The sequence below is a fragment of the Neobacillus niacini genome (assembly GCF_030817595.1).
In the GTDB taxonomy this organism is placed as follows: domain Bacteria; phylum Bacillota; class Bacilli; order Bacillales; family Cytobacillaceae; genus Neobacillus; species Neobacillus niacini_G.
In genome coordinates, this window is sequence record NZ_JAUSZN010000001.1 from 3,389,857 (window position 1) to 3,403,663 (window position 13,807).

At 39.8% G+C, this 13,807-nt stretch carries 11 protein-coding genes; 2 read left to right on the forward strand and 9 right to left on the reverse strand.

Annotation, left to right across the window (positions count from 1 at the left end):
* Positions 1-599: 599 nt before the first annotated feature.
* From QFZ31_RS16160 to cax, 9 genes are all read right to left on the reverse strand, one after another.
* On the reverse strand, positions 600-1,268 hold the full coding sequence (locus tag QFZ31_RS16160; protein WP_307304389.1) for a Type 1 glutamine amidotransferase-like domain-containing protein: 669 nt from the start codon (positions 1,266-1,268) through the stop codon (positions 600-602).
* Positions 1,269-1,545: 277 nt separating this feature from the next.
* The gene (rlmD, locus tag QFZ31_RS16165) at positions 1,546-2,925 is read right to left on the reverse strand and encodes a 23S rRNA (uracil(1939)-C(5))-methyltransferase RlmD (protein WP_307304391.1); all 1,380 of its coding nucleotides are present in this window, start codon (positions 2,923-2,925) and stop codon (positions 1,546-1,548) included.
* Positions 2,926-3,025: 100 nt separating this feature from the next.
* Complete coding sequence (gene pdaA, locus QFZ31_RS16170) at positions 3,026-3,832, reverse strand: delta-lactam-biosynthetic de-N-acetylase (RefSeq protein WP_307304394.1); 807 nt, start codon at positions 3,830-3,832, stop codon at positions 3,026-3,028.
* Between the two features lie 63 nt (positions 3,833-3,895).
* Positions 3,896-4,861 carry a nuclease-related domain-containing protein gene (locus tag QFZ31_RS16175; RefSeq protein ID WP_307304396.1) on the reverse strand — a complete coding sequence of 322 codons (966 nt, stop codon included), beginning with the start codon at positions 4,859-4,861 and terminating at the stop codon, positions 3,896-3,898.
* 393 nt (positions 4,862-5,254) lie between these two features.
* On the reverse strand, positions 5,255-6,799 hold the full coding sequence (locus QFZ31_RS16180; RefSeq protein ID WP_307304399.1) for a fumarate hydratase: 1,545 nt from the start codon (positions 6,797-6,799) through the stop codon (positions 5,255-5,257).
* 128 nt (positions 6,800-6,927) lie between these two features.
* Positions 6,928-7,125, reverse strand: a complete 198-nt coding sequence (locus QFZ31_RS16185; protein ID WP_179603753.1) for an SE1561 family protein — start codon at positions 7,123-7,125, stop codon at positions 6,928-6,930.
* Positions 7,126-7,224: 99 nt separating this feature from the next.
* Positions 7,225-8,034: a YfkD famly protein gene (locus QFZ31_RS16190; RefSeq protein WP_307304402.1), complete on the reverse strand. Its 810-nt coding sequence runs from the start codon at positions 8,032-8,034 to the stop codon at positions 7,225-7,227.
* An 89-nt stretch (positions 8,035-8,123) separates the two neighbouring features.
* Positions 8,124-8,753 (reverse strand): YczE/YyaS/YitT family protein, encoded by a 630-nt coding sequence (locus QFZ31_RS16195; protein WP_307304405.1) that lies wholly within the window; start codon positions 8,751-8,753, stop codon positions 8,124-8,126.
* Between the two features lie 338 nt (positions 8,754-9,091).
* The gene (gene cax / locus QFZ31_RS16200) at positions 9,092-10,144 is read right to left on the reverse strand and encodes a calcium/proton exchanger (RefSeq protein WP_307304409.1); all 1,053 of its coding nucleotides are present in this window, start codon (positions 10,142-10,144) and stop codon (positions 9,092-9,094) included.
* A gap of 83 nt (positions 10,145-10,227) precedes the next feature.
* Between cax and QFZ31_RS16205 the strand changes: the two genes are divergently transcribed.
* A complete protein-coding gene (locus QFZ31_RS16205) occupies positions 10,228-11,508 on the forward strand; it encodes an MFS transporter (RefSeq protein ID WP_307304412.1) in 1,281 nt (426 codons plus the stop codon).
* Positions 11,509-11,693: 185 nt separating this feature from the next.
* Positions 11,694-13,610: a heavy metal translocating P-type ATPase gene (locus QFZ31_RS16210; RefSeq protein WP_307304415.1), complete on the forward strand. Its 1,917-nt coding sequence runs from the start codon at positions 11,694-11,696 to the stop codon at positions 13,608-13,610.
* The last annotated feature ends 197 nt before the right edge of the window (positions 13,611-13,807 follow it).

Genomic DNA, 13,807 nt, shown 5'->3' on the forward strand with positions numbered 1-13,807 from the left:
GCAGCAGAATCCCCTATTTTGAGGTCTGCTGCTTCTTTTTGGACAACGTCAAAAACCCCACCGAATTCACCTACCCGAAACCCGCATTCATTCGTTTCCGAGTTCAAAAATAGTCCACTAAAACCCCTGCTCTCTCCCCTTTTTTTCACCCTTTTTCTCGTGTTAGAATAAAGTTTTCTGACTCAGCAAAAACAAAGGGCTTATCCCATAAAGGATAGCCCTGTTTTTCTCACGCTTTTTTCCGAAATCTATTTTCTTAATTGATCCGAAAATCGGAAGAGTTTTTTCTGACGGGTTAGTAACTTTATTGATTAGTTACATTTTAAAACTATCTGCGGGACACACTCAACATGCGTGGATTGTATGTGGCAACACATGAGGTGCTGGTAAGTTTTCAAAGATAATGTCCGTCACTAAACTGCACAAATATTGCTCATCTTTTTCTTAACATAAATTTTAGGGAATGCTTCCGACTCTTTGTTGCCACAATGGCATCTATTATTATATTCCCTGTGCAAACCCTAGTTAACTATACCAACACAATTTGAAGTACTCGGTATATTCGAGATTGCATCCAAGAAGCTGACAGTATACTAAGATTATGGCGAAAACAGTTTCCAATGCCCTTCGGATACAACTTCGACCGCTCCATCGATGACTTTGATGGCGGTTTGATCATCAATTGCATAAGCCGGCCCCTGCATCCCGGAGGCCCATCTCTCTGCAGCAGCCATCGTGTTATACGGCAGCATCTCGTGATCCAGATGCGGGAACATTGCAAAATCGACCATACTCAGCGTTTCATCGCCACCGCTCGGCGGAGTCCAGCTAACGAAGAAGTCCCCAATTCTAGGTGCCATCACCATGCTACCGGCGCTCATTCCCACATAGACTGCGCTGAGCGACGGCAAGAGGTCCGCCAATCCGGACTGCTTCATCCAGTAACCCAGGTAGAGGGCGTCACCTCCCGCCACCAGCAGGACGTCTGTCTCCCGTACCAGCGGCACCCAGCGGTCTTCACTAATACTTGGTAGCGCTGTGAGCTCCAGTATGCCGACGGATTTCCAGCCTAGGTCGACCATAGGATTATCTTCTTTCCCGCTGATGAACTCCCAAGCTTTGACGCCGGGGCCAACCCAGGGGTGTCCGTACATCGCGGTGGGGATGCACAGGGCGTTGGAGTCGGCAATGGGCTTGTCCAGCATGTCAACCAGCGCGTCGTGTATGCTTTTGTTATTGATGCCTGCAGATGTAAGCAGAAATTTCATAACTCAACTCCTTGTCGTAAAAACATATGATTTTGCATTATATTCTGAAAAGTAAACCTATTTAGAGTATAACATATACTCGATAGCACGCCGTATTAGCTAAAATTCAAAATGAACTTAATGGCTTTCAAATTGCATTTTAACCAAACTTTTCATATTCATATTTCTGCGTCAAAATTAGACCACCTAAACAACAATCCCCCAAACAATCAGTTCGAGGGAAAATAAAACACACATTAATATTCACTTAAAAACCTTCAAAGTCTTTGATATCAACCTATTTTTTCTCTATCCTAACAACAGTCTCAACGTGTGCCGTCTGCGGGAACATATCTACAGGCTGAATGTATTTCACCTCGTATTTTGCACTTAACAGTTGAATGTCTTTAGCCAAAGTAGACGGATTGCATGAGATGTAAATGAGCTTTTCTGGTGCTGTTTGTAGAATCGTTTGGATTAACTGCCCGTCGAGACCGGTTCTTGGCGGATCAACTACAATCACATCTGGCTTCCAACCCTTTTTCACCCATTTAGGAAGCACCTCTTCTGCTTTGCCTGGTACATATTTTGTGTTAGTAAACCCGTGCCGTTTGGCATTTTTCTTTGCGTCCTCTATCGATTCTGGAATTACATCCATTCCACGTACTTCAGCAGCCTGGTTTGCTAACCACAAGCCAATGGTTCCCACGCCACAATACGCATCAACTATTTTTTCATTACCAGTTAGCGCCGCTGCATTTTTTACTTCATTATAAAGCTTAATGGTTTGAACAGGATTTAGCTGAAAGAAAGTCCTTGCCGATAACTCAAACTGGAGGTCTCCCAATGTTTCTTGAATGAACTCTTCACCTGCTAATGGCAATGTTTCCTCTCCAAAAATAAGCGATGTTTTTTGTTCATTAATATTCTGTACAATTGATTTTACATTCGGAAGTCGTTTTTGGATTTCCTCAATAATCTGTTCTTTCTTTGGTAACTCTTTTTGATTTGTAATGAGAACGATCTGGAGCTCACCACTTTGCACCCCTACGCGGGTTACAATCGTCCGAACGATTCCTTTTCGAGTTTTTTCATTATAAATCGTAATTTTTAGCTCTTCGAGAATCTTTTTAACCGTATTAACCGCTTCATTCGTTTGAGAATGTTGAACCGCACAATGTTCAATATTAATTAGTTGATGGGAGTTTAACCCGTACAATCCGGCTAAAACCTTTCCATCTCTACCTGCCAGTTGAAAACTACTTTTATTCCGATATCCCCATGGGTCTTCCATTCCAATCGTTTCTCGGATATCAAGTTTATCCACCGCAAGCCGGGTATGACGTTCAAGCGATTGAATGACAATATCCCGCTTTTCTTTTAATTGCTGACTATATTTTAAATGCTGCAGCTGACAGCCGCCACATTCCTCATAGACTGGACAAGGAGGCTGAACACGATGCGGAGATTTAATCCGGATCTTCTTTATTTTTGCCTCAGCAAATTTAGGATTAATCTTTGTGGCCTCGACTACTACCTCTTCACCAGGAAGTGCCCCTGGCACAAAAACTACCTGCTTTTTAAAATAACCAACACCTTCCCCATTAATGCCGAGTCGTTTGATGGTTAAGGGAAAGGTCTGATTTACCTGTATTTTAATTGATTGATCTGTTTTCATTTCGTTCACTCCATCTTCCGGGTTCCTGTTAGATATCACCGTATTATAGCATTATTAACATAAAAAAGCCGAATTCATCACGAATCCAGCTTTTTTCTGCTTATTTTCTCCAGAAACTCGGTATGATTCTTGAAATGCCTTTCTTTTCTGGTTTGAAATCATCAAGACTTTTAAATTTATAGCCTTTCTTTTTCAGATCCTTAATTACTTTTTCAAGAGCATCGGCATTATCCTTCGAAACAGTGTGTAGAAGTAATACACTTCCGGGGTGAATTTGTCTCATAATGTTAAGATAAGAATACTCCCAGCCTCTTTGTGCATTCGTATTCCAGTCGACAAAAGCCAATGACCAGAAAACATGCGTATAGCCTTCTTCCTTCGCAATCTGCATCGTTCTCTCACTAAAAACGCCTCTTGGTGGGCGCAAATACTTCATTTTCTTTTGACCTGTTATCTCCTTGGTCTTATCCTTCACTTTTTGCAGTTCTTCACGAATTCGCTCATCACTGATTTGGGTCATATTGGGATGATGCCAAGAATGATTGCCGATGATGTGACCCTCATCCACCATACGCTTCGTCAATTCGGGCTGCGATAATAAATAATGTCCGGTGACAAAAAAAGTTGCCGGAACTTTTTCCTTTTTTAATACATCTAATATTTTTCCGGTATATCCTGCTTCATAACCATTATCAAAGGTTAGATAGAGGATTTTTGAATTTGGATCTCCTTTATAAAAAGCACCATACTTTTCAAGGATCTTTTCATACTCAGCTCCTGCATCAGGCGGCTGTTCATCCACAGCTTTCTTAAATCCCCAATGGATTGGCTTATTTGGAACATACCCATACGTAACCTGAGGCACCATTAACAGCAGCAAACTAAGGATGCATAACAACTTTTTCATCCATGTTCCCCCTATTTTGTTTTTTATAGTGTTTGTTTGTAATTGGGAAACATGATTAGTATTTTAAGGAAAAAGTTTTGGCTGGTGGTAAACAGTGTCACTTGTATAACCTAAACGGGGAAGATTTAGGAAGGATAATAAGTAACCAACAGCTCTAGGAGAGGAGATGTTTAGAAAATTGCGGATTTCACAATTCGTAAACCATGGTTTAAAAATTAAAAAATAATCGTAAATGGCTTTTATATGGGCATCTTTGGAGATGAATTTACAAGTATTGCATATCCATTTATGCCTATGATATATCATTGGTGCAACTAAACATTCGGGGCATTGAACGCCGTTAATAATATCCGATTCAGGAATTTTAAACAATTTTAGAATCTCTTCCCTTTTGGGTGTGTGCGCCTTTAATAACAAGCTACTTATTTTGAGTATATCCTTTTCACTCACCCAGATTTTTTTATGGTACATCTCTAATTCCTCAATCTTTCTTATTAAATCATGCGACTTACAAATCTTATTTTCTGCCTCCCGGTAACCTGGAGTTATAATTATTTCACTTGAAGATCTGGAAAAGCAAACTAAATTATCCATAAAAACCGGAGGTAATTGATTGTGCTCTATCCAATTTTTTAATAATATTTTGTGTCTATTGGTCTGGGAAATAGGATTCTCATAAATCTCTCTAGTATCAAATGCCTCTTGAATCATTTGATTTTTTTCAATTGTTATTTTGCCTGAATGATTCTTACCATCAAGATTAATGAGAATAGTTGGTGAAAGGAGGAGTACATCAATCTGGAAAAATGCTTCACCTACAGGGAGTCGGAGATCGTGGAAAATGTGGTATTTATGCGGAGGGATTTGCCCTAATTGATAATTTATTTCTTTTTCGCCATTGTAACCAGACTTAAGTATTTTAATGTTATTTTTTATTTCGGGCATTTTTTCATGATCTTTTCTTAGTCTTCCTTCTAGAGCCTCTGCCTGAAGTAAAGGTATGGGTTTAGTTAAATTTTTATCAAACAAAAAATCCCTCCTTAATTGTTTGATGTAACTGTTCTATATTTCTTTTTTATTTTCCTTCTATTATGCTTGGTTTTATTATGAATCTTTAGTGTCAATTTACTGCGAGCTATTTGAGTTTCACATAAAACCGGACAGTTTCTACATAAAACCATACAGTTTCTACAAAAAACCGTACAGCTTCTACATAAAACCATACAGTTTCTAAAAAAAAACGTACAGCTTCTACATAAAACCCTACAGTTTCTACAAATGCCACATCTTGCTCCCGTAAAACCATACAGTTCCTACAATAAACCGTACAGCTTCTACATAAAACCCTACAGCTAATACAAAACAAGTCCCCAACTCCCAAACAAAAAAAGCAGGCCCCCAAATAGAGCCTGCTCCCAATCCTTAACTAAACACCTTATCCTTAAACTGTGCTAATTTCTCCAATGAAGACTTATCCACATCTGCATGCAAGCTGTTTCCGTGTGAATCCATGGTTACTACAGCTGTGAAGCCTTCCACGCGCAGGTGCCACATGGCTTCAGGGATACCAAATTGCATAAGGTCGACACCTTCCACACCCTTGATACAATCGGCATAATACTGAGCCGCGCCGCCGATTGCGTTCAGATACACGCCGCCATGTTCTTTAAGCGCAGCAAGCGTACGAGGACCCATTCCGCCTTTACCAATGACCGCGCGAATACCAAACTTCTTCATGATGTCGCCTTGGTAAGGCTCCTCCCGAATACTTGTGGTTGGGCCGGCAGCCTTAACATGCCAAACTCCATCTTTATCCTTCAGCATAACAGGACCACAGTGGTAAATGACTTGTCCATTTAAATCCACTGGTGAATCATGATCAGACAGGTATTTATGAATGGCGTCACGGCCAGTGTACATCATACCGTTAATTTGAACAACGTCCCCTACTTTTAACTCACGAATTTGTTCTTCACTAATCGGAGCTTGCAGCGTAATAACATCATTAGCTCGTGCGGCCGCAGTTTCTTTTTCTGCTTGAGTCTCCTCAAAATCAATGAATTCACCATCTTGATACATCCACTCATTAATCTCGCCTGATACAGGGTCGACACTAACGCCTAAACGACGGAATGCCCAGCAATTGTAAGCCACAGAAACATAGAAGCTTGCAGGAATTCGGTTCATCACTCCGACTTTACAGCCTAACAGCGTTGCTTCACCGCCAAAGCCCATTGTACCGATACCCAATTTATTGGCATTTTCTAACACATACTCTTCTAGAGCACGCAAATCGTCGTTTGGATTAACGTCATCCAACGAGCGGAATAATTGTTCTTTTGCTAAATCATATCCAGATGAACGGTCACCGCCAATACCTACTCCGATGAAACCAGCACTGCATCCTTGTCCTTGTGCTTGATAAACTGAGTGCATGATACACTTTCGAATGCCATCAAGGTCACGTCCAGCTCTACCTAGTCCTTCTAATTCACAAGGAAGACTATATTGAATGTTTTTATTTTCACAGCCGCCGCCTTTTAGAATCAGACGAACATCGATATAATCTTTTTCCCATTGATCAAATTTCATAACCGGTAAGCCGGCACCAAGATTGTCGCCGCTGTTTTCACCTGTTAAAGAATCAACAGAGTTTGGACGCAGCTTACCTTCTTTTGTGGCGATAACGATTGCATTTTTAATCGCTTCTTTTATTTCTAATTGGTTTACACCAACAGGCGTTTTAATTTTAAAAGTTGGTAATCCGGTATCCTGGCAAATAGGTGAAACTTGATCATCTGCCATTTTAATGTTATTGGTAATTGTGGCGAGGCTCATTGCTGCACTTGTACCTGCGTTTTCCTTCTCCTTAGCCGCTTTAACTGCACGGCGCACATCCTTTGGAAGCTTTGTAGAGGTTTCAACCACTAACTTGTACATGCTTTCCTGAAATTTTTCGATATTCACCTAAATACCCCTTTCCCCATGTCCGATTCGTAATCTATTTAAAAATTACAACTATTTGACGCTTATTATTATACTCCTATAAACAAATCTTTTAAAGGTAAAGGTTTTCAAAAAAATAGAGCCTGTAATCATACAGACTCTGGTGCTTCGCGGTGATTGAATTCCTTACATTTGGATTCGAGTTCATCAATCATTTTGATTAAGTTGTCAATATCATCAAGATCCGTATCCTCCGGATCAATTGCATCTAGAACATCTAGAAACATGTTTAAACGTTGCTTTAAAAAGCTAACCTGTGTATTTTTATCATGCGTCGGACTGCCCAAATTTGATTCTCCCCCTTCTATGAAAATTATCTTACACTTTCTAAAGCTCTTTTTCAAAAAAGAACCCCTACGACCTGTGTAGGAGTTCTTTCTCCATCATCATCTTGGTCTTTCTGACGCAGCAAAACCAAATGAGACATGGTCCTGAACCGGGATCCATGCCCCGATTCCTTGTGAGGTTACATTTTTAACAACAATTACTTTTTTACTTCCCTTAAGCATTAAATACACTTCTCCGTAGGTAACTTTCCCTTTTTCATTCACTGCCGGTGCGTAGGCATATAAGTATCCTAAGCGGTTGACAGGGATATTGTAAACGTGGTCGTTTTTCGTTCCCGCCCCAATAATCGTATCAAACGCAAGTGGTAGACGAGTTTTTTCCATCGCTTTTAACAGCATCATCTTTTTTACATCCTCTGCGTTTTCGATTTTTGCTGTTAACCCGCCGCGGATAATTTTTTGAGCTTCTTGAACATAATGAATCTGGTAAGGTACCGTCCCGCCGCGATTATCATAGTAGTTTGTATTAATTTTTTGATATTCCCAGTTGGGTGCGGTTTCCGTTGATTCATAATTTAATGGCCATTGACCTAGGTATACGATTGCTCGGTAACCTAGCGCGAATGGTGTACTATTAATGCTTGACTCATTTAGCATGCGGATTAAATCTGGATTTTCAATCTTCACCTTAGAAGAGTCAATCAATTGCTTCGTTAATTCACTAGGCTGCAAAGTTGGCAGGTCCTGAGTTGAATTAGGATACGTATTTTCCTTCGTAATATTACGTACTGAAGGAGGGATTTGATAGGTTGCAGGTTCTTTTTTAGCATTTTTGGTTTCAGCAGAGGCTGTTGGCAGGATTGCTAACAGTAGCAGCAGTGTCACTACGACAGGAAACAACTTTTTCACAAGAAAAAACTCCTTTCACAATATGCAGTAATAAGTCTGCTTATATTGTTTTCGGAGTTAAAAACTTTTATCCATAACCTCAAATTATTTCAATATTTCGCTTGAAAATTCCCTTCTAACAATCTATTCATTAATTTTTCAAAAAAAGGAAAACATAGCTGAACAAAGGGACCGATGGTAAACGTAATAATGATGGTTCCAATGCCAATTGGTCCTTGGAGCAAAAGCGCTGGAAATAAAGCAACAAGTTCCCCAATTGTCTTTGCTGTCATTAAATTAACGCTAAAACGTTCTCTAATGGCCATCATAAAAGAATCAATTGGACTAGAAGGAAACTTAGCTTGTAAATAAATTGCTGCACCTAGACCTATAATAAATATTCCAAGAATTAAAGTAACGAATTTAAACATTAATCCATTCGCTGCAAATGACTCAAATACAAAAAACATCCATAAATCGACCAAAGACCCAATTAAGATGATGGTTAATAGCGATAATAGCTGAGGCTTTCTTTTTACCAAGAATGAGTTTATAACCACTAACACTGCACCTTCGATAATAATCCAGCTGCCAATCGTTAAACCTATCCATTCAGTAAGGGCAACATTTAAAGCATCCCAAGCCCCAGCCCCCAGCTCTGCTTTAATCGTTAAACAAACTCCAAAAGTCATAATGGATAAACCTGCAAATAAGAATAGAAACCGATAAAATAAGGCCATTTGTATCTCCTTAAAAAAAAATATAATCTGAACATTTACAAAATTCAATTAATCGATTATACTATACTTAACCTTTAAAAAAGGAGGGCAGTAATCAATCGACGAACCATTTACTTTAAGGAGGTTGGGATTCCAATTATATATGAAATTCAACACTCGTGTTTTTCTATTAAAAAATTAACATGAAGGTTGGTGATTGATGGTCCCAAGAAACGCGATTGGTTTTACCCCACAAACGCATAATGCTTAAATATTATAGCATAGTTAAAGGTTTACCCTTACATCGAATTGATAATTAATAAAAGACTCTGCGCCCCCAGGCACAGAGTCTTTTTACGTTATAGCAGGAAAAATCCTATGCCCATAATGAAATAGGCAGCTAGCAGGGTGAGTCCCTCAAACCAGTTGGATTCACCGTCATTTGAAATGACAACCATCAAGAGGACCGATGTTACCATTGCAATTAACTCTGGCATTGTAAAAACGAGCGGCATGGTTTCAGTAAAGAAAAGTGAGACGAGGACGAGTACTGGTAATACAAACATGGCTATTTGGAGAGTAGAACCAATTGCAATTTCTACCGCAATGTCCATTTTATTTTTATATGCCATAACAATGGCAGATGCATGCTCTGCTGCATTACCCACAATCGCAACGATTATTACCCCGATAAATAATTCCGACCAGCCAAATGATTCAGCCACATATTCGAAGGTATGAACAAGATTCTCAGATATGTAGGCCACTGCGAGTGTTGCAACTAATAAAACCCCAATTGCCTTCCCTTTACTCCATTCAGGTTCTTCCTCATGATGCACTCCAGATTTCTCACTTTGATAAACCCCTCGGTGTGTAACAAGTTTAAAGAATAGAGCGGCAAGATAAAGCAAGATTAAAATAACGGATATCCCAATACTTAACGTTAAGGTTTTGGATTCGTTCATTTCCATTGAAAATACTTCAGGAATCACGAAAGCCACAATAACGGCGAACATAAGAAGTCCTGAATTATGTCTTGCATCATGTACGTTAAAAGCCTGCCGTTTAAACTTTATCCCGCCTATAAAAAAGGATAAACCTGCAACAAGCAGGAGATTACCAAGCACAGATCCTGTTAAGGAAGCCAACACCACACCAACCAATCCAGCTTTTAAAGCAAAGACTGAAATAATTAATTCTACTGCATTTCCGAATGTTGCATTGAGCAGTCCGCCTATCCGCGGTCCTGCAACAATCGCTAAACTTTCAGTTGCCCTCCCCATATAACTGGCTAAGGCAATAATAGAGACACAGTAAACAATAAAGAGTACCATAGTTGGCCAATGCATGAATGTCCCTATCACTGAAAGCGGAACTCCAATAAAAGTAAGCAGCATAAATATTTTTTCCACTGTTTCTCCTCCTAAGGGCTGACATAGAAAATGAATATGTTAAAAATGTATAAAAATTCCTCCAGTATGATAGTTCCCTATTTTTGTGCTATTTAACAGGATTGGTGAATATTTTTCTTGCAAATGCTTTATTTTCCAGATACCATCGAATGGAAATTAATTATTTAACAAACGAGGAATCTTCTATGAATAAAAGTTACCATCGATTATGGATATTGGTTACGATTGTTGCCATTTCTGGTTTCTCACAAGGAATGCTGCTGCCATTAATCGCAGTTATTTTTGAAAAAGGCGGGGTTTCCTCTTCTCTTAATGGATTAAATGCCACCGCACTTTATATTGGAATTCTTCTAGTCTCTCCTTTTATGGAAGCACCGCTGCGGAAATATGGGTATAAACCAACGATTATTATCGGCGGCGGGCTTGTGGTGATGGCACTGGCATTGTTTCCATTGTGGAAATCTTTCTGGTTTTGGTTCGGCTTGCGGGCACTCATTGGGATAGGTGACCATGCCTTGCATTTTGCCACACAAACCTGGATTACCTCCTCCTCTCCTTCCGCGAAAAGAGGGCGTAACGTATCACTATATGGATTATTTTTTGGAATTGGATTTGCAAGTGGACCATTGATGACTCCTCTCGTTGATGTAAATGAAGCTTTGCCATTTATCATTTCATCTATTTTATGTTTACTTGGCTGGGTATTCGTATTTACACTGAAAAACGAGTTTCCTGAACAAGAAGTTGGAATCAATTCATTTTTCAACACCATTAAACGCTTCAAAAAGACCATGAAATATGGCTGGATAGCCTTCCTTCCAACATTCTGCTATGGTTTCTTAGAATCTTCCTTAAATGGCAGCTTTCCAGTATATGCTTTAAGAAGTAATATTGACGTTGCTAGTGTTTCCTTGGTGTTAACTGCCTTTGCCATTGGAAGTGTCATCACCCAGCTGCCATTAGGTGTTCTAAGCGACCAATATGGAAGAAGAAATATTTTGATGGTTGTATTACTTCTTGGATTCTTAAGTTTTTCAGCTGCAAGTCTATTTGAACAGTCCTTTATCGGACTATTCATCTCCGTGCTTTTATCAGGAATGGTAGTGGGATCAACATTTTCTCTTGGCATTAGTTATATGACGGATTTAGTGCCTAAGACTTTGCTGGCGACAGGAAATTTATTATGCGGGATCTTTTTTAGCTTAGGCAGTTTAAGCGGCCCAATTATTGGCGGTATTTTCATTCAATTCTTTGAAAATATAAGCTTCTTTTACATTATCAGTACCATGCTGTTAATTTTATCAATCGTCATTTATGTATTTGGGAAAAAGACATTTTCAATTGCTGAGCAACACCATTCTTAACTTTAATTTTGGAGCATTTATCTATATTAAACATAAACTATATGATAAAATAGAATTAACTTAATCTAATAATAGTTTTTGGAAGACTGCTGTCATCTTAATTGATGACAGCTTTCGTGTTTTTTAGGGGTAATGATTTTGATTATTTTTCTCAATTAGAAGAGGATTTGGGGAGGGAATTGAAAATGAGTGCTGATGCTAAGAGATTAACTAAGGTGATTCCAAAAGTTGGCATTATAGAGAAAATTAAACCTCATGCAGAACTGATTGCTGCAGGTTTAAGCGGTGTTTTCATTGCAACAGGATGGATGACAGACAAAATGAATGACCATGTCGCTTCAATTATCTTTTATTTATTGGCTTTCGTAATTGGCGGATTTGCCAAGGCCAAGGAAGGAATTGAAGCAACATATGAAAACAAACAATTAAATGTTGAAATGCTGATGATTTTTGCTGCGATTGGGTCCGCGATTATTGGCTACTGGACAGAAGGCGCCATACTAATCTTTATTTTTGCTGTTAGTGGGGCATTAGAGACCTATACGATGAACAAGAGTCACAAAGAGATTTCATCGTTAATGGAACTGCAGCCTGAAGAAGCCCTTCTTATTAACAATGGGGCCGAAAGGCGTGTACCTGTTTCCGAGCTGAAAGTCGGCGACCTCATTTTGGTTAAGCCTGGGGAAAGAATTCCTTCCGATGGCGTCATTAAGAAGGGACATACAAACATTGATGAAGCAGCTATTACAGGTGAATCGATGCCCGTCTCAAAAGGACTAGAGACGGAAGTGTTTGCAGGGACGGTAAATTTAACAGGCGCAATTACTGTACAAACAACAAAAGCAAGTAATGAAACACTCTTTCACAAGATAATTGAGCTTGTACAATCTGCGCAAAGTGAAAAATCTCCATCACAACTGTTTATTGAACGGTTTGAAGGTACCTATGTAAAAACGGTGTTAGTAGCCGTTTTATTCATGATGTTTCTGCCCTATTTCTTACTTGATTGGACCTGGAATGAGTCGTTTTACCGGGCGATGATTTTATTAGTTGTTGCTTCCCCTTGTGCCCTTGTTGCTTCCATTATGCCAGCAACATTATCAGCGATTTCTAATGGCGCAAAACGCGGGATTCTAGTCAAAGGCGGCGTACATTTAGAGAATCTGAGCCACTTGAAAGCTATTGCCTTCGACAAAACCGGTACGCTGACCAAAGGGAAACCTGAGGTTACCGAAATTATCGTTAATGAAAACTTTAGTGAAGCGGAGCTATTATGGAAAACGGCTTCGATCGAAAACCAATCTAATCATCCTCTTGCACAATCGATTGTCAAATATGTGAAAGCCAATCTTGACCGAGACCTTCTTCAGCCAGAAAAACTAGAAGACGTTTCGGGGTGGGGTGTAAAAGCGGAAATAAATGGTGAGCAGTGGAAAATAGGCAAGGCTGATTTTGTCGGAAAAGAGGCTGCACTATCATTCGCGGAGGGTAAAGCAGCTAGCCTTGCAGGTCAAGGGAATACACTTGTATTTGTACAAGTAAACGATTGTTTAGCTGCGATGATTGCTTTAAAAGATGTGGTTAGACAAGAAACGATGCTGGCCATCGACCATTTAAGGAAACAAGGTATCTATACGGTTATGCTTACTGGTGATAGTGAGAAAACGGCAAACGTGATTGCAGAGGAAAGCCATGTGGATCAATTCTACGCAGAATGTCTGCCTGAAGAGAAAGTGGAGCAGCTTAAAAAGCTGAAGGAGAAATATGGAACCATTGCGATGGTTGGTGATGGCATTAATGATGCCCCTGCTTTAGCGACAGCAAATGTTGGAATTGCCATGGGGGAAGGGTCGGATGTGGCCCTCGAAACCGCGGATGTTGTTCTAATGAAAAATGATTTACCACGGATTGCCGAAGCGATTCATCTTTCACAACGGATGAACAACATTATTAAACAAAATGTAATCTTTTCAATCACAGTGATTATGGTCTTAATTTCATCTAACTTCTTTCAATTGCTGGATTTGCCATTTGGTGTCATCGGGCATGAAGGCAGTACCATTCTTGTGATTCTTAACAGTTTAAGACTGCTCAAAAATTAAAAGACCGGGCTTTTTAGCCCGGTCAGATTGTCGAGAAAGGTATCTTTCTCGGCAATTTTTATTTTTCTGCCTGCCCAAAGGCCTGTTGATTTCCGCTCCAGGTGCTTCGCTTTCCGCGGGCGTGCCGGGGAGCCTCCTCAGCGCTTAAGCGCCTGCGGGGTCTCCCCAGCCCCGTACTCCCGCAGGAGTCTTCGCAC

Excerpts from the sequence above, each read along its gene's own strand:
- QFZ31_RS16160 (WP_307304389.1), bottom strand. The coding sequence starts at position 1,268 with ATGAAATTTCTGCTTACATCTGCAGGCATCAATAACAAAAGCATACAC.
- rlmD (WP_307304391.1), bottom strand. The coding sequence starts at position 2,925 with ATGAAAACAGATCAATCAATTAAAATACAGGTAAATCAGACCTTTCCC.
- pdaA (WP_307304394.1), bottom strand. The coding sequence starts at position 3,832 with ATGAAAAAGTTGTTATGCATCCTTAGTTTGCTGCTGTTAATGGTGCCT.
- QFZ31_RS16195 (WP_307304405.1), bottom strand. The coding sequence starts at position 8,753 with ATGGCCTTATTTTATCGGTTTCTATTCTTATTTGCAGGTTTATCCATT.
- QFZ31_RS16210 (WP_307304415.1), top strand. The coding sequence starts at position 11,694 with ATGAGTGCTGATGCTAAGAGATTAACTAAGGTGATTCCAAAAGTTGGC.